This is a genomic window from Pseudothioglobus sp. nBUS_23 (assembly GCF_051201565.1).
GTDB lineage: Bacteria > Pseudomonadota > Gammaproteobacteria > PS1 > Pseudothioglobaceae > Pseudothioglobus.
The window spans coordinates 1,580,844-1,597,957 of record NZ_CP179200.1 but is presented as its reverse complement, the minus strand read 5'-3'; the positions used below and the strand labels follow the sequence as shown (position 1 = coordinate 1,597,957).

Below are 17,114 nucleotides of genomic sequence, written 5' to 3'. Positions count from 1 at the left end.
TAGTGAATGCTGTTGGCAACTTTTTTTAATCACAAGCCGGCTTTTTCTAACTTTGGGTTCTCCTTTATCCCAGAGTTAGATAAGCCTTAATTTTCTAGGGTTTTATTTTTAAAACCCTCCAGTTTTGTTACAATGATTTAAATTTTTTTAGTTTATAAATTAGGTGCAATTTATGTCAGAGGAAGAAGATATTGGTCAATTAGACATTACCGATGAAATGATCGCTGAAGGCAGATCATACACAGGTGTTATGCCTGATGATATGCCAAAAATAATGGCAAGAACTATTCTTGGTATTGACTGGTTTAGTCTCAAGGTTGGACAGATAGCTTGTTGGCTCACAGTTCCCGTATTTGTATCCATGTTTATAGAGGTGACTGGAAGGCATTTTTTTGGCTCGCCAACGATGTGGGCTTATGACATTAGTCGGATGGGTGCGGGCGCTATGTTTATGCTTGGTGCTGGTTACGCCCTTTCAAAGGGAGTTCATATTCGAGCAGACTTTATGTATCGTAACTGGTCTGTAAAAACCCAAGCAACGATTGATTTGACGCTTTATCTATTATTTTATTTTCCAGGAATTAGTGGTGCTGCATGGGCTTGCTATAAATATGCCTATAAGTCCTGGTCACAAATGGAAAGAGGAATGGACACTGCGTGGATGCCTCTAATGTACCCAATCAAATTTGCTTTATTTATAGGTTTTATATTTCTATTAATTCAAGGCATTTCTGAAACGCTTAAATGCATCTATGCTGTAAAAAATAGGAGATGGCCATGAGTCCAGAAGTATTAGGCATTGTCCTAATTTTAACAATGCTGTTTGCCATATTTATTGGCTTTCCAATTTCATTCACGCTGATATTTCTAGGCGTATTTTTTGGCTACTTGGGCTTTGGAGACCTTGTTTTCTATCTCATGACCTTCCAGTTTTCGGGAAGTATGCTGGAGCAAACTCTTGCGGCTATCCCTCTATTTACTTTTATGGGAATTCTCATGGAGAAGGCAAACCTCATGGAGCGATTATTTACCTCCGTTCAGATGGCCCTTGCGAGAACCAAGGGATCCTTGTTCGTTGCTGTTCTTTTCGTTGCTACAATCTTTGGAGCTGCAACAGGAATCGTGGGTGCTTCGGTCACTATTTTAGGAATCATGTCTGCCAAGACTATGAATCGATCAGGCTATGATGTGCGTCTTGCAGCGGGCTCAATTACGGCTGGTGGTACACTTGGTATCTTGATTCCTCCCAGCATTATGCTCGTTGTTATGGGGCCTATTCTTAACGTTCCTGTGACTGATTTGTTTGCCGCTGCAATTGTTCCAGGATTGATGTTGGCAGCTCTATACACCGGTTATACACTGATCAGATGCCACCTCAATCCAGCTCTAGGCCCAGTTGTCCCAGAGGACTTAATTCCAGACTCTATGAGTGAAGTATGGAAAGAGTTTTTCAAAGGCCTCGTTCCACCAGTACTTCTAGTTGGATCGTCTCTAGGAAGTATTCTGGCAGGCTGGGCTACTGCAACTGAAGGCGCAGCCATGGGTGCTGTTGGTGCAATATTATTAACTTTGGCTTATCGAAAACTAACCTTCGAATCTTTTAAAAGTTCACTGTTAAAAACTTTAGAGATTACTACATTAATCATGGTATTGGTTTGTGCATCGAACTTCTTTGGAGCGGTTTTTTCAAGACTAGGAACTCCAACTATGATAACTGAGGCATTGATGTTGCTTGATCTTCCCCCAACTGCCATTCTATTAATTATTATGGCTTTAATTTTTCTACTGGCATGGCCATTAGAGTGGGTTCCAATTGTGTTAATTATTATTCCAATTGTCTTGCCTCTTATTGAGCAGTTAGGATTCAATCTGACTTGGTTTGGTATTCTAGTTGCAGTCAATCTTCAGACTGCTTGGCTGTCTCCTCCTGTTGCGCTATCGGCCTACTTTCTCAAGGGAGTAGTCCCTGAGTGGGACCTTTCAGACATCTATAAGGGAATGATGCAGTTTATGGTAATTCAGGTCATCGGATTAGCGTTAATTATAATCTTCCCACAAATTGTGCTCTGGCTTCCAACATATTTGTATGGTTAATCTAGATTAAGAATCTTAAAAAAAGTGCATTTAGTGCCCTTTTTTAATGATGATTAATCATCAGACTGAAATCTTAAAGACTTTTTAAATATTAGATGGACTCACCAAAGGTACTGTTTTGCGAGTGAATATAGTCTATATCACTTGTATGAACATAAGACGTCCTCAGTTCAATAGTTACATTATTGTAAGTTTGGCCTACTCGATTGATTTTTAAAATCGGCGCATTGGATGGAATATTTAAGAGCTTAGATATTTTCTCATCAGCAGAAATAGCTTTGAGTTTTTCAGAGCAATTCGTAATGAATATATTAAACTTGTTCTGATAAAGATTGTAAATAGTGTTTGCTCGACCTTTAAAAATTTCCTCTGTCATCCCAGGAAATTTGTCTTGAGGGATTATGATTTTATCAACAATATAAAACTTTTTATTGAGCCCAAGCTTGTTATAAATCTGAAACACGGGACTTCCTGTGGCTAATCCTAATTCTGCAGCCTGAGACTTAGTTGCCTTCTTTGTTTCAAAAGAAATAAATTCAACATTGGGACTTTGTTTCTCATCACTACCGTTGAGAGCAAAATGAAAATATTCAAAAAGAAAACTACTATTGTCATGCTGAAATACAAAAGTACCTAAACCTTGTTTCCTGATTAGAAAGCCTTCCTTTTCAAGCATCCCAACCGCCTTGCGAATCGTTCCAATTGAAACGTTGAAAAGCTCTACTAGGGTTTTTTCATTGGGAATGAGCTGGCCAGGCCTGAGTTCGTCACGATAAAGGCAATTAAATAGCTCGTTTCTAATTTGAAGCCAGAGCGGAGTCTTACTTTCTCTGTCAATGTCAAATTTCAGATCAGTAATACTCATAAATGTTTGATTTTTATTAAAAAGAGGGTTTTAAAATAACCTTGGCTGACGCCATTGTACCATTATGTAAACTTTGAAAAGCTAAATTAGTTTCAGACAAAGGCATCTCCTCAACCCATGAAAGATCGCCAAAAGCGCCTTTCTCAATTGAGTTAAGTGCAGACTTAAAATCTTCCATATTGTAGGTATAACATCCGATAAGTTTAATCTCCTGCAGCGTGATTTTACGAATATCAATGGTACTACTCCAGCTCAGAAGTCCTACATTAACAACAGTTCCTCCAGCACTCACTGAGGCAATAGATAAGGCGTTGGTTTTCTCACTTCCTACACAATCAATAACAACATCATAGCTGTCTTCACTAACAGACTGATTGATCGGGTTGACTGGAATCACACCAACATGCTCTTTAACGCACTGATGGCGAGCCTCATTGGTCTCTAAAACCGTCATCTTGACGCCCTCTGACTTTAGAAGAAGGGCTGCAAGTAATCCAATTGCTCCTGCACCAATAACGAGAACATTGCATTCATTGATTGGTTTGAATGAGCTCTCTTTTGCTAAGTTCACAGCATGAACAACAGTTGCCGCAGGTTCTGTCATTGCAACGTGATTCGAGTTCATCGAATTGGGCGCATGAACAAGACATTGATTTGGTATTGTCATGTATTGAGCAAAAGCGCCTTGCCTGCTCATACCAATCATATCTCTGTCACTACATAGATTGTCTCTTCCTTGCAGGCAGTATTCACACTTCCCACAAGTAATCAGGGGATTGCCAGTGACCTTTTGTCCTTTGTGAGCGCCTTCAACAATTTCACCGCAGAACTCGTGTCCAAGAATAAGACCAGGATTCCTCCGTGGATCTTTTCCATGAAAGGCATGCATATCAGATCCACAAATACCGACTGATTCAATTTTTAATAAAACGTCATCATCTCGATCAAGCTGGGTTGATTTATATTCAGGGAAAAAAGTCATTTCATTCGGTGCGGTATAGACCACTGCTTCCATTTTTTCTATCATGCTGCTGAAAACCCTCCATCTAAAAATACAGTTTGACCAGTGACATAGGAATTAGCATCGCTACATAGAAAGACGCTAATTCCAAAAATATCCTTTTCTTCGCCATTTCTGCCCATCATCGTTTTGTTGGCGAGTTCCTTTAATTTATCAGGATTCTGAAATAGAGATTCTGTTAAGTTTGTGCGAAAAAACCCTGGTGCAATAGCATTGACTAAAATACCATCTTTGGAATAAGCTTGGGCCAGTGCCCGTGTAAGCTGCATCACTCCACCCTTACTTGCTCCATAAGGAATACTATTATCAAAAGCTCTGAGTGACTGAAGTGAGGCAATATTAATTATTCTTCCCCAGTTATTCTCTCTCATAGTATCAGCGACTAGTTGACTTAAATAAAAGGGGGCCGTTAGGTTTATATCAATTGTTTTTTGCCAATCGATGAGTGTTAACTCTTCTGCTGAAGTTCTTGGATTTATTCCTGCAGCGTTAATGAGAATATCTATCCTGCTTGACTGTTCAAGAATGTGCGAGACAGTTTTCTCGAGTGCATCACTCGAGGTCACATCAACTTGAACAAAGCTGCCGTTGGAGCCTTGCTGTTTTATTTCTTGAAGCGTCTCGTCAGCGTTGTCTCGGCTGCTAGCTATCCAGACAAATGCGCCTGCTTTTGCAAGCGCAAGTGCCATCATTTTTCCTAGTCCACTCGTACCACCAGTTATCAGAGCAACTTTATCCTCAAGAGAAAAGTCTGATAAGCTCATCAGATTACTCTAATACAGGGGCGCCCAAATCAAAAGTTTCTTCAGGGAAGTATTTGCTGAGTCTCACATCTGAAGCTCTAGCATGACCTTCCATTCCTTCTAATCTAGAGATTCTTGATGATGCCTGGGCCACTTGACGCGTTGATTCGCGATCCATACGCTGCCATGTTAGAACCTTAAGGAATTTATGCGCTGATAAACCCCCCGAATAGCGTCCAGCTGCTTTAGTTGGAAGAATATGATTTGGTCCAGAAGCTTTATCACCAAATGTAACCGTTGTTTCTTCACCTAAAAATAATGAACCATAACAAGTTAAGTTTTCAAGCCACCAATCAAGGTCGCTGCACTGAACTTCAAGATGCTCGGCAGCGTACTCGTCTGAAATTTCGACTACCTCTTCACGAGAATCACAAACAACGACTTCACCGTAGTCTCTCCATGCGCAGTGAGCTGCATCTTGAGCCGTTGGAGGGAGTTTATTGATGTATTCAGGTATCAGGTCCATCACTTTTTCAGCAAGTTTTTCTGAAGTTGTGAATAGCCATCCTGGAGATTCATGACCATGCTCCATTTGACCTACTAAATCAATTGCAACAACATCTGGGTCTGCATCTGCATCTGCAATAACTGCAACTTCAGATGGCCCTGCAAACACATCAATTCCAACTTCACCAAAAAGAGTTCTTTTTGCCTCAGCAACAAATTTATTCCCTGGTCCCACAATGATATCTGCTTTCTTGCCAGTGAATAAACCATAAGCCATACTGGCAATAGCTTGAACTCCGCCGAGTGTCATAACATGATCCGCGCCAGCAGTCTTCATCGCATACAAAACATAAGGATGAATGCTTTTTCCTTTATAAGGAGTCGAGCATGCAATAATACATGGAACACCGGCAGCTTTAGCTGTAGCAATACTCATATAAGCCGAAGCAATATGAGCATACCTTCCTGTTGGCACATAGCAACCCGCTACGTTTACAGGAAGCAGTCTTTGACCAGCCTCAACACCATTATTCTTTGTATGGAACTCTTCAATTGAGTCACGCTGAGCTTTTGCAAAGGTATAGACCTGCTGACATGCAAAGTCAATATCATCTTTTACATCTTGAGGTACATCAGCTGTAATTTCATCAATTTCAGATGCTGAAAGAAGAATCTCTCCAGTCCAGCCATCTAGTTTTTCAGCATAATCCCTGACTGCTTGCTCACCATTTTTATCAATGGTAGAGAGCATATCATGGACTACCTTTTGGGCCTCTAGAACATTAGATTCAGCAGTTTTATCAGCTTTTTTTAAATATTTCATATTATATTATCTTCAGTAAAATTAAACTATGCGCTCTCGTACAAACGCGTTAATACAAACTCTTGATGACCAAGTATTTCAGCCGCAGTCATTCTTCCATTTGATGTATGGATAAGAGATTCAAGAAGCATATCCCCAGCCTGATCCATATTAATATCGCGCTTTAGAAGAGCAGTTACATCAACATCAACATGCTCAGACATTGTCCTTACTGTTCTTGGGTTTGCACAAACCTTGATCACAGGTAGGATTGGATTACCAATAATGTTTCCTTGACCCGTAGGGAATAAATGAGCAACATATCCGGAGGCTGCACATAACGTGACCATCTCTGCAGCAGCAGAAGATGAATCCATGAACCATAGGCCTTTGCTTGTTGGCATTTCAGCTTTATCTAAGACACCATCAACCATACACTTCTTACCAATTTTCTGAATATTTCCGAGTGCTTTCTCCTCAATAGTCGTCAAGCCACCTTCAATGTTTCCTTTCGTTGGCTGAGAATCAGAAAGATCATCAGTCTTCCAACGCTCAATCATGTCTTGGTATCGATTGAACATAAACATGAACTGATCTGCTACGGCATCATTAGCACATCTAGCCTTTACCAAGTGCTCACCACCTGTAATCTCAGAGGTTTCACCAAAAAGGAGTGTGCTTTGTTTTTCATAGAGTTTATCAAAGGCATTTCCAACTGTTGGGTTTGCTCCAAATCCTGAAGTAGTATCTGACTCACCACACTTGGTTGATACCCATATTTCACTTATATCGCAAGGCTCTCTTTGCAGTCCCGATGCATAATGAACCATGTCATAAGCTGCTTTTGAGGCATCAGCAATTGTTTGGATATCGCCTTTCTTTTCGATAGAAAAGCCTTGAACTGGTTTACCAGTTGCAGCAATGCCATCAACTATTTTTTGAGTCCAGTCCGGTTCGATTCCAATAACCACAACTGCAGCAACGTTAGGGTTTGCACCAGTTCCAATCATTGTTCTAAAATGAAGATCTAGGTCCTCACCAAACTGAAGTCTACCATAAGGGTGAGGAAGAGCGATTGTTCCCTTAATATTATTACTCACCGCTTCACATGCTGCATTTGAAATATCATCAACAGGCAGAATGACTACGTAGTTGCGAATTCCTACTCTATTGTTGTCGCGTCTATATCCGTAGATTTTTTGATCTAAATTTATCATTACCACCTCTTTGTTTTAACGTTATGAACATGTAGATGATCACCAACAGCAATCTTTGAAATTGTTCTTCCAATATCTACCCCATATTTGATGACAGTGTCATCTTCATTCAGATCCTTAATAGCAAGTTTGTGACCAATAGGAATGTCTTGATTTATCTTAATATCAATTAAGACATCTTGATCCATAATCCACCCCTTAAGGGTGTCGTTTGCTTTAAGCCCTTCAACTGTAACAACGCCGACGGAATCGTCTTCGTCATGAACTATAAATTGAATCATGCCTACTCCTTATAAATTTTTAAAAAAAACCGTGATTAAATTTTGAGAATAAAATTTAATGAGAAGTATATTATATCATATATATGAATTTTATTCTTTTAGATTATTGAAAAAAATCACCAATTATCCATATAAAATTTAATTTAAATAATATATAAACATTAAAAAAATGCGATGTATTATTAAGGTACTTTTTTTAATAAATATTTAATTTAAGGATGAAAATGAGAAAATTATTTTGGATTTTAGCTCTATTTTTGTTGCCCTTTTGTGCCTTTTCTAAGGTTGGAGATCTTTATTACTGTGAGATGACTCAGGCGATAGAAATAAAAGAAGGAAAGCTAATTAAGTATATTCCTCAGAAATTTAAATTTAGGATTGTTAATAAAGACCTAATTCAGTTTGGAGCTGATTCAAACTACTTCAGTGGCACCGAACTAAAAATTATTGATTTCTCTGATAATGGTGAGCAGTTTTATGGAGACAATTTTGAGTTTTCTTTTGGAAGCTTTTATTTTGCCGAAGTATTTCGCTGGCCTTCTGATGATGTTGATACTTTAACTGCTACTGCTGTTAGTGCAGAATGCTCTGCAGTAGAAGATTATTCTGTATAGTCTATTTTTTTTAACATAACTCAATGAAAATGGCTTCAATAGCAAATAAGACGACTCGTTTGATTCAATTGTTTGGAATAACTAAGGTGCCAATGATTTGGTACTGCAGGCCAAAAGTTATAGAGCATACTGATGAAAGGATTGAAATCAAAATCCCACTGAAAAGAAAAACAAAGAATCACTTAGGAAGTATGTACTTTGGCGTTCTTGCCGTTGGAGCGGACATTACTGGTGGATTTCTAGCTATGAACCCCATTCAAGAAAGTGGTCGAAAAATTAACCTTATTTTCAAAGACTTTAAGGCCGACTTTTTAAAAAGACCAGAGGGTGATGTTCACTTCATATGCAATGATGGCTTGGCAGTTAGAGAGCTTGTAGAGACAGTTGCTAAATCAAGTGATCGTCATAATTTTAAGCTTAAGATTGATGCTATCGTTCCTTCTCTATCACCTGATATCGTAGCCAAGTTTGAACTTACTCTGTCGTTAAAAGATAAGTCATAGGAGTGTTATGATGCATAATGTAACAGAATTTAACAACAGTCAATTTCAATCGAGATCGAGAATTAGGCTTTTATTGATATTGGTCACCTTGTGTGCCTTATTTTTTTTGATTATTCAGCCTAGTTTATTTAAGTATCTTTTACAAACTTCGCCCATGCTATGGGAGTGTATGTAATATCAAAGATTTGAGTTGTAAGGATTGTGCAATTAGAAATTGAAAAAATACTGAATCAGCAGAACTACTACAGCAACGATAATTGCAACAATGACTACTGGCGGCATGTTTTTCATAAAATAATTATAAAGACTCTTAATTGATTTTTCATGAAAATAACATCTTCTAATAAGATATTTTCTATATTATTTTGTTTTCTTTGTATCTGATTGAAATTTAAGAATAAATAATGGTAACTAAAGCATTTTCTCGACCCTTTACTCAGCAAGAGCCAATCAATCAAGAGGCGATTGACGCTGCTACTCAGGTTCTTAAGTCTGGAAGACTCCATAGATACAATACTATTGAAGATGAACTATCAGAGGCGTCTCTTCTTGAAGAAGAGTATGCAGCATATCAGGGAAGCAAATACTGTTTAGCTTGTGCTTCAGGCGGTTATGCCATGAGCGTAGCTTTAAAGGCTGCTGGACTCAAGCTTGGCGAGAGTGTGTTGACAAACACTTTTACACTTGCACCAGTTCCAGGGTCTATCTCAAATGCTGGCGGAAATCCTATATTTGTTGAAATTACCAAAGATCTAGTATTAGATTTGGATGATCTTTCAAGAAAAGTATCCGAGAGCAAGGCACGATTTCTGCTCATCTCACATATGCGAGGTCACCTTGTAGATATGGATAAATTAATACAAATTGTCAATGAAAATAATTTAATTTTGATTGAGGATTGCGCTCATACAATGGGAGCTCAATGGAAAGGTCAAAGGAGCGGAAATTTTGGACTTGCTGGATGTTTTAGTACTCAGACTTATAAGCATTTGAATTCTGGTGAGGGCGGCCTTTTGACTTCCAATGATGAAGAATTCATGGCTCGAGCAATAATTTATTCTGGCTCATACATGCTCTATGAGAGGCATGGTGCTGCGCCGAGGTCAAAAGTATTTGAAGAAATAAGGCTTGAAACACCAAACTATTCTGGACGCATGGATAACCTCAGAGCTTCAATCCTTAGGCCACAATTAAAAAACTTAGAGAAGAATATTAATCGATGGAATGCGCGTTATCAGGCTGTGGAGTCGGAATTAAAAGAAATTAATGGAATAATGGTTCCAGGAAGATTTGAAGAAGAGAGATATGTAGGCAGTTCTATTCAGTTTAGAATTCCTGGCATTTCTAAGTCTGATGCTGAGTTATTTGTTAAAAAAAATAAAGAGCTAGGTGTTGAGCTTAAGTGGTTTGGTAATGATGACCCTAGTGGATTTACCAGTAATCATAAAAGTTGGAAATATGTTAGCCGGCAACAGCTTAATAAATCTGATGAAATTCTCTCTAGTTTGTTCGACTTGAGACTTCCTTTGACATTCTCAATTGATGATTGTAAGCACATATCCAAAATTATTATTGAGTGTTCAGGCGAGTTTATTAAATAATAGTGATTAAATCCAGTGCTATTTTTTTGGTCTTTATTTGTATCTCCAGTCTTACGTCTTTTTCAGCCAGAGCTGATAACATTCAAATTCAGCAGATTGGGCCTTCACTAGAAAATCCATGGGGGATGGATTTTATCAATGACAGTGAACTTCTGGTTACTGAAAAAAAAGGTCGTATTTACCGAATAAATATTTCAGATGGTTCATCAAGTGAGATTCACAATGTACCGAAAGTTTCATCAACTTTGCAAGGTGGTCTCCTAGACATAATTTATAACGATGGGGTTGTTTATTATTGTTACTCAAAGGACACTTCTAAAGGAACTGTGCTTGCAATTGATAGCGCAAATATAGTTAATGATAAATTAATTAAAAGAATAACAATTTTTGAATCTAACAAGCCAAGTTGGTCTGGTTATCATTTTGGATGTCGTCTTGAAATAAGTAGCAAGAAATTATTTGCATCACTTGGAGAACGAGGACATCGTTTTAATTCTCAAGATGCTTCCTCCCATGCAGGTTCAATTATTAGCCTAAATTTTGATGGAAGTATTCCAAAGGATAACCCAAAATTAGAGGGCTGGGCACCAGAGAACTATTCAATTGGTCATCGGAATCCACAGGGCATGAAGCTTAATCCTGAGACTCAAGAGATCTGGTCTCATGAGCATGGACCTAAAGGCGGAGATGAGATAAATATTATAGTTGCTGGTGGAAACTATGGCTGGCCTTTAGTTAGTAATGGCTATGAATATGGGACTGATGATAAAGTAAGTGAATATGATAGTCTTCCAGGTTTTAATGATCCAGAATGGGTTTGGATTCCTTCCATAGCTCCATCTGGAATGGATTTTTATCCCATGAATAGTGGTGAAAAAGTGATGTTTCCAAATCTGCAAGGGAGTCTTTTGGTTGGTTCATTAAAATTTAGAAGGCTGTATTCTATTTCAATTAATAAGGATGGGTTACCTGAAAGTGAAAGTATTCTAATAGATGGAACTCTTGGTCGAATTCGTGATGTCGCTATAGCAAAAGATGGGTCAATTTTAATTTTAAATGATGAATCCTCACTTTCAAAGCCCAAGGGAGGATTATATAGAATCTTTAGATAATCAATAAATTAGTACCACCGAACCATACCAATAATTCCAGCAGCTGCGTAGAAAAATTGGAGAAAAAGAATTCCCTGGTGTCGCCCTAGATATGCCCAGTAGCCAATTGATAAGGCTGAAATAAGAAGTAAAAGAAATCCAATAAACTCAACACCAACATTTAAGGCTACCATCATTGAGTAGCTTATTGCTGTTATAACTCCAAACCATTCCAGTGCTTTCATTTTCATAATTTTTACCTTAAGAAGTTTTAAGAAATATAAAGCGAATTATAGTTCTAGCCTTGTTTGCTTGATCATTAAATTTAAACTTTAGATTAGTAATATTGTTTAAATTGTAAGAGTATTAAAGAAATATTACTTGACCTAGGATTTTTCATACTATATATTGATTGGAGCCAACAAACATTTTGTTAGTTGGTTTTTTTTGTTTAATAATTTGTGTGTCTACTTCTAGGCACCATCAAAAGGAGATATGTAATGAAAAAAACTTTAAGCATTGTTTTGTCAGTGCTGGTCATGGGTATTTTTTCACCAGTTTCAGCGAATACGATCAAATGGTCAATGCCTGGTGATTCTTTAACTCTTGATCCACATGCACAAAACGAAGGGCCAACTCACATGGTTTCTCGTCAAGTATACGAGGGATTAGTGACTCCAGGTATCAACATGGAAGTCCTTCCTCAGCTTGCAGAGTCGTGGACGACAACTGCCGATGATACATGGATATTCAACATACGTAGAGGTGTAACTTTTCATGATGGGTCAGCTTTAACAGCTGGTGACGTCGCCTTTAGTATCAATAGAGCAAAAACAGCTCCATCTGATATGGTTGATTTAATTAAAAGTGTTAAATCAGCAAGAGCGATTGATGACCATACAGTTGAAGTAAAAACAGATGGGCCGAATCCTATTCTTTTGAACCAATTAACTCAAATATTTGTTATGTCTGAGGCTTGGTCAAAGGCAAATGGATGTGAAGCTTCATATAATTGGGATGCAGGAGAGACTTCATATTGCGCGTCTCATGCAAATGGAACTGGACCATTCGAAATAACTTTCAGAGAGCAGGATGTAAGAACTGTTTTTGAAAAGAACAATAACTGGTGGGGAAATCACTATAAGCACAACATAGACAAAATTGAGTTACTTCCAATTAAGAATGATGCAACGAGAGTTGCAGCACTTCTTTCTGGCGAGATTGACTACACTAATGTTGTTCCGGTCCAGGATATTCAAAGAATCAATTCTTCTATGGGCCACGCTGTAAAAATGACCCCTCAAAATAGAACGATTTTCTTTGGTATGGATCAAGGCTCTGCTGAATTGAACTCATCTAACATTAAAGGAAAAAATCCTTTTGCTGATAAAAGAGTTCGTCTAGCTATGTACCATGCTTTAGATATGGATGCTATTAAGGATAAAGTCATGAGAGGACAAAGTGTGCCAGCAGGAATTATTACTGCTCCTGGAGTAAATGGCCATACTGCAGCTCGTGATCAGAGAATGGCTTATGATCCTGAAACATCAAAGAGACTTCTAGCCGAAGCAGGATATCCTGATGGGTTTGAAGTCACATTAGATTGCCCTAATGATCGCTATATCAATGATGAAGCGATTTGTGTAGCAGCTATTAGTATGTTTGCAAAAATTGGTGTGAAAGTAAATCTTGATGCAAAAACTAAGAGTCAGCACTTCTCTGAAGTAAAAGAAGGCGACGCTAATGGTATGACAAGTGATATGTACATGTTGGGTTGGGGTGTTCCAACTTTTGATAGTCACTATGTATATTCATACTTATTTGAAAGCTCTGGTAGCTGGAATAAAGTTAATTTCAGTAACGCTAGAGTCGACGAATTGGTTGCTGCAATGGGTGTTGAAACAGACCTAGATAAAAGAAATGCTATGATTGCTGAGGCTTGGGATATTACCCAAGATGATGTAACATACCTTCCTTTACATCACCAAGTAGTTAACCAGGCATCAAAAAGTAATGTAGATGTTCCAATTAGAATGAACAACGAACCATTATTTAGATTTGCAAAAGTAAACTAAAAAAACCTATATTTTCTGGCCAGTTATCTGGCCAGAAAATATTAAATTACAAGCTCTCCTATTTCAATTTAATCCATGTTCAGCTATTTCTTTAAAAGACTATTACAAGCTATTCTTGTAATGATTGTTGTTGCTTTTGTCTCTTTCTCCTTGTTCAATTTTGTTGGAGATCCAGTAATTAGCTTGACTGGAGAAGATTCTTCAATTGAAAGACAAGCAGAGGTTAGAGAGGCTATTGGATTGAATGATCCTGTATATATTCAATTTTCAAGGTTTCTAGGTAATGTCATTCAGGGCGATTTTGGTATTTCCTATCAATTGAAGAGGGAGGTTTCTGACCTCATTGCAGAAAGAATGCCAGCTACTCTAGAATTGGTCTTTGTTTCAGCTTTGCTCGCTATTATAGTTGGAGTTATTTTAGGAGTGTATACGGGTATTCATAGAGATAGTTTTGTTTCAAATGTAATTCTTGTTATTTCACTTGCAGGCGTTTCACTTCCTACATTCATAATAGGGATTATGCTAATTTATCTGTTTTCAGTCATTCTTGGAGTTCTGCCTTCTTTTGGGAGAGGTGAGGTTATAGATTTAGGTTTTTGGTCTACAGGGTTTTTAACTATATCTGGACTTAAAGCATTAATATTACCCTCAGTTACATTAAGCTTATTTCAAATGACATATGTCATTAGATTAGTTCGCGCTGAAATGATGGAAATACTTCAAACGGATTATATTAAATTTGCAAAAGCTAGAGGTATCAAAAAAAATACAATTAATTATAAGCACGCGCTTAAAAATGGCTTGATACCTGTCATCACTATTACTGGTATCAATATTGGAACATTGATAGCCTTTTCAATTATTACCGAAACAGTTTTTCAATGGCCTGGTATGGGCCTTCTCTTTATTAATGCGGTGTACTTTGTTGATATACCAATAATGTCAGCATACATGATCATGGTTGCTTTTATTTTTGTCATGATAAATTTTATTGTCGATATTACATATTATTTTATCGATCCAAGAATAAGAATTAAGGATGAGATGAGTTAGTTATGTTGTTAAAAACTTTTAATAAAATTTATGACACCGATGTAGGGTATAGCTTTTTTAATTCAAAAATTGCCATTATCTCCTCAACTACCATGTTCATTATTTTTCTGTGTTCAGTTTTTGCTGGAGTAGTTGCTCCCTATAATCCTTTCGACCCAGCTTCAATCTCATTAATGGATGCTTTCACTCCACCTTCCTGGTCCGAAGGTGGAAGCTCAAGCTTTATTCTTGGAACAGATCAGCAAGGAAGAGACATGCTTTCGACAATGATCTATGGTTCAAGAATTTCATTAATTGTTGGTTTTGCATCAATACTCTTTGCTATGGTTCTTGGAGTTTTCCTAGGGGTGACTGCAGGTTATATTGGTGGTCGTTATGAGATTATTGTGATGAGACTTACTGATGTCCAATTAACAATACCTAGTATTCTCATGGCACTTCTCGTGAATGGTATTGCTAAATCAGTCATTTCACAATCTATGCATAGCGAAATGGCCATTTATGTATTAATTTTTGCAATTGGTATTTCTGAGTGGCCTCAGTTTGCCAGGGTTTCTAGAGCATCTACTCTGGTTGAGAAAAATAAAGAATATGTGTCAGCCTCAAGAATTATTGGACTATCAAATATTATTATTATGTTTAAGCATATCTTGCCAAATATACTTAGGCCTCTTCTGGTAATTGCTACAATAGGGTTGGCTCTTGCAATCATTACAGAATCAACATTAAGTTTTTTAGGTGTTGGTGTTCCTCCAACGACTCCTTCACTAGGGACATTAATTAGATTTGGAAATAGTTTTTTATTTTCAGGTGAGTGGTGGATTACATTTTTTCCAGCTATCTTTTTAATTGTTCTAGCTTTATCTATCAACCTACTAGGAGACTGGATGAGAGATGCCCTAAATCCAAAGTTAAAAATAAGATGAGTTTGTTAAAGGTTAAAAATTTAAATATAAGCTACCCAACAAGAAAAGAAACGATTGTTGCTAGTAAAGATGTTGAGTTTACTTTGGAGAGGGGTGAAATCCTTGGAATAGTTGGCGAATCTGGCTCTGGTAAGTCTACTATTGCAAATGCAATCATCAATTTAATTGACCCCCCAGGTGAAATAACAGGTGGCTCAATTAAGATTGATAAGATTGAATTGAGAGATAATGAAGAGGTTATTCAAAAAATTAGAGGAAAGAAAATTGGTTTTGTTTTTCAAGATCCTCAAACATCCCTAAATCCATTATTTAGAATTAAAGATCAATTAATTGAAACTATTCAAACACACCTAGATTTAGATTATCAAGAAGCACTAAATAGATCTATTCAACTCCTGGAAGAAGTAGGAATAGATAATGCGGAAAAAAGGATAGAAGACTATCCTCATCAGTTTAGTGGAGGGATGCGTCAAAGAGTCGTTATTGCTTTGGCTATAAGCTGCGAACCTGACTTAATTATAGCTGATGAGCCTACAACTGCTTTAGATGTAAGTATTCAATACCAAATACTTGAATTACTCAAAGACCTGACCCAAAAAAGAAATTTAGGTGTGATTATTATTACCCATGATATGGGAGTCATTGCTGAGACAACAAACAAAGTTATTGTTATGCGATACGGCGTCATTGTTGAGCAAGGTGATACAAAAGAGCTATTAACAAATCCAAAATCAAACGAGGCTAGAAGTTTGGTTATTTCTGTACCACCCACTAATAAAAAAATTGATAGGTTTAAACTGATAAGTCCCGATGGAAAAGAAATTACCTCAGACTCAAAAAACTTAACAAGAAAAATCATTAAAAGTTGGGGAGTTAGAGAAAACACTAATCAAAAATTATTGGAGCTGACAGGCGTTACTAAAATTTTTGATGACAACTCTATGGCAGGTAAATTTTCATTTGGCTCAAAAAATGAAACTATCGATAAAGTCGTGAAGGCAGTTGACGATGTCTCTTTTGAGCTATTTGAGGGCGAAACTTTAGGTTTGGTTGGTGAATCAGGATCAGGAAAATCAACTATAGCAAAAATCATTACTGGCCTAGTAAGGCCAACCGGCGGTGAAATTTTTTATAACAATCTCTCACTCTATAATTCAAAAAGAAAGTATCAAATAGATAAGAGCAGAGGGCAAATTCAGATGATTTTTCAAGATCCTTATTCTTCATTAAACCCAAGATTTAAAGTGAGGGACATCATTTCTGAGCCAATTAAACTTTTTCAAAAAAATATTACTAGAAGTGAACTTACTCAAAATACTCATGATTTGATTGATATTGTTGGTATGACAAGACAGTCATTGGATCGTTATCCTCATGAATTTTCTGGTGGACAAAGACAAAGAATATCAATTGCTAGAGCATTAGCTACTAGACCGCGTTTATTAGTTTGTGATGAGCCTACTTCTGCTTTGGACGTTAGTATTCAAGCTCAAATTTTAAATCTTTTGAAAGATATTCAAGATGAACTCCACCTTACTATGCTGTTTATCAGTCATGATCTTCCTGTCATTAGACAAATGTGTAATAGAATTGTGGTTCTCAAAAATGGCGGCGTTTGTGAAACGAAAGAGACTGAGGAGCTGTTCAATAATCCTGAGCATCCATATACGCAGGAGCTAATTAGGCTAATGCCTAAAATTGAATCCATAGTCTAGTTAAGA

The 17,114-nt window shown here is 37.3% G+C and carries 17 protein-coding genes; 10 read left to right on the top strand and 7 right to left on the bottom strand.

Annotated elements, in window-relative coordinates:
* The first annotated feature begins 172 nt into the window (after positions 1-172).
* Both ACMAZA_RS08180 and ACMAZA_RS08175 read left to right on the top strand, forming a co-directional pair.
* Positions 173-781, top strand: a complete 609-nt coding sequence (locus ACMAZA_RS08180) for a TRAP transporter small permease subunit (protein WP_435188600.1) — start codon at positions 173-175, stop codon at positions 779-781.
* Entirely contained in the window at positions 778-2,094 is a 1,317-nt protein-coding gene (locus tag ACMAZA_RS08175; protein WP_435188598.1) for a TRAP transporter large permease, read from the top strand. Before ACMAZA_RS08180 ends, ACMAZA_RS08175 begins: the two co-directional genes overlap by 4 nt.
* A 91-nt stretch (positions 2,095-2,185) precedes the next feature.
* On the opposite strand, the gene ACMAZA_RS08170 is transcribed toward ACMAZA_RS08175, so the two are convergent.
* Genes ACMAZA_RS08170 through ACMAZA_RS08145 form a run of 6 tightly spaced genes read right to left on the bottom strand, consistent with a single transcriptional unit; the run spans position 2,186 to position 7,530 of the window.
* Positions 2,186-2,959, bottom strand: coding sequence for a GntR family transcriptional regulator (locus ACMAZA_RS08170; protein WP_435188596.1), 774 nt, complete (start codon positions 2,957-2,959; stop codon positions 2,186-2,188).
* A 16-nt stretch (positions 2,960-2,975) separates the two neighbouring features.
* A complete protein-coding gene (locus ACMAZA_RS08165) occupies positions 2,976-3,986 on the bottom strand; it encodes an alcohol dehydrogenase catalytic domain-containing protein (RefSeq protein WP_435188594.1) in 1,011 nt (336 codons plus the stop codon).
* Positions 3,983-4,744: an SDR family NAD(P)-dependent oxidoreductase gene (locus ACMAZA_RS08160; RefSeq protein ID WP_435188592.1), complete on the bottom strand. Its 762-nt coding sequence runs from the start codon at positions 4,742-4,744 to the stop codon at positions 3,983-3,985. Before ACMAZA_RS08160 ends, ACMAZA_RS08165 begins: the two co-directional genes overlap by 4 nt.
* 4 nt (positions 4,745-4,748) lie before the next feature.
* Entirely contained in the window at positions 4,749-6,053 is a 1,305-nt protein-coding gene (gene hisD / locus ACMAZA_RS08155) for a histidinol dehydrogenase (protein WP_435188591.1), read from the bottom strand.
* Between the two features lie 26 nt (positions 6,054-6,079).
* Complete coding sequence (locus tag ACMAZA_RS08150; protein ID WP_435188589.1) at positions 6,080-7,249, bottom strand: UxaA family hydrolase; 1,170 nt, start codon at positions 7,247-7,249, stop codon at positions 6,080-6,082.
* Positions 7,249-7,530, bottom strand: coding sequence for a UxaA family hydrolase (locus ACMAZA_RS08145; protein ID WP_435188588.1), 282 nt, complete (start codon positions 7,528-7,530; stop codon positions 7,249-7,251). Before ACMAZA_RS08145 ends, ACMAZA_RS08150 begins: the two co-directional genes overlap by 1 nt.
* A gap of 224 nt (positions 7,531-7,754) precedes the next feature.
* On the opposite strand from ACMAZA_RS08145, the gene ACMAZA_RS08140 reads away from it, so the two are divergent.
* The 4 genes from ACMAZA_RS08140 (at position 7,755) to ACMAZA_RS08125 (ending at position 11,360) form a co-directional block, all read left to right on the top strand.
* Positions 7,755-8,144 (top strand): hypothetical protein, encoded by a 390-nt coding sequence (locus tag ACMAZA_RS08140; RefSeq protein WP_435188586.1) that lies wholly within the window; start codon positions 7,755-7,757, stop codon positions 8,142-8,144.
* 29 nt (positions 8,145-8,173) lie between these two features.
* Complete coding sequence (locus tag ACMAZA_RS08135; protein WP_435188585.1) at positions 8,174-8,647, top strand: PaaI family thioesterase; 474 nt, start codon at positions 8,174-8,176, stop codon at positions 8,645-8,647.
* 404 nt (positions 8,648-9,051) lie between these two features.
* The gene (locus tag ACMAZA_RS08130) at positions 9,052-10,248 is read left to right on the top strand and encodes a DegT/DnrJ/EryC1/StrS family aminotransferase (protein WP_435188583.1); all 1,197 of its coding nucleotides are present in this window, start codon (positions 9,052-9,054) and stop codon (positions 10,246-10,248) included.
* A gap of 2 nt (positions 10,249-10,250) precedes the next feature.
* Positions 10,251-11,360 (top strand): PQQ-dependent sugar dehydrogenase, encoded by a 1,110-nt coding sequence (locus ACMAZA_RS08125; protein ID WP_435188581.1) that lies wholly within the window; start codon positions 10,251-10,253, stop codon positions 11,358-11,360.
* Between the two features lie 8 nt (positions 11,361-11,368).
* Here ACMAZA_RS08125 and ACMAZA_RS08120 read toward each other — a convergent pair whose 3' ends face one another.
* The gene (locus ACMAZA_RS08120) at positions 11,369-11,590 is read right to left on the bottom strand and encodes a hypothetical protein (protein ID WP_435188579.1); all 222 of its coding nucleotides are present in this window, start codon (positions 11,588-11,590) and stop codon (positions 11,369-11,371) included.
* Positions 11,591-11,839: 249 nt separating this feature from the next.
* On the opposite strand from ACMAZA_RS08120, the gene ACMAZA_RS08115 reads away from it, so the two are divergent.
* The 4 genes from ACMAZA_RS08115 (at position 11,840) to ACMAZA_RS08100 (ending at position 17,108) form a co-directional block, all read left to right on the top strand.
* The gene (locus ACMAZA_RS08115) at positions 11,840-13,414 is read left to right on the top strand and encodes an ABC transporter substrate-binding protein (protein ID WP_435188577.1); all 1,575 of its coding nucleotides are present in this window, start codon (positions 11,840-11,842) and stop codon (positions 13,412-13,414) included.
* Between the two features lie 75 nt (positions 13,415-13,489).
* Positions 13,490-14,467 carry an ABC transporter permease gene (locus ACMAZA_RS08110; protein WP_435188575.1) on the top strand — a complete coding sequence of 326 codons (978 nt, stop codon included), beginning with the start codon at positions 13,490-13,492 and terminating at the stop codon, positions 14,465-14,467.
* Between the two features lie 2 nt (positions 14,468-14,469).
* Positions 14,470-15,393 (top strand): ABC transporter permease, encoded by a 924-nt coding sequence (locus tag ACMAZA_RS08105; RefSeq protein ID WP_435188573.1) that lies wholly within the window; start codon positions 14,470-14,472, stop codon positions 15,391-15,393.
* Complete coding sequence (locus ACMAZA_RS08100; RefSeq protein ID WP_435188571.1) at positions 15,390-17,108, top strand: dipeptide ABC transporter ATP-binding protein; 1,719 nt, start codon at positions 15,390-15,392, stop codon at positions 17,106-17,108. Before ACMAZA_RS08105 ends, ACMAZA_RS08100 begins: the two co-directional genes overlap by 4 nt.
* The last annotated feature ends 6 nt before the right edge of the window (positions 17,109-17,114 follow it).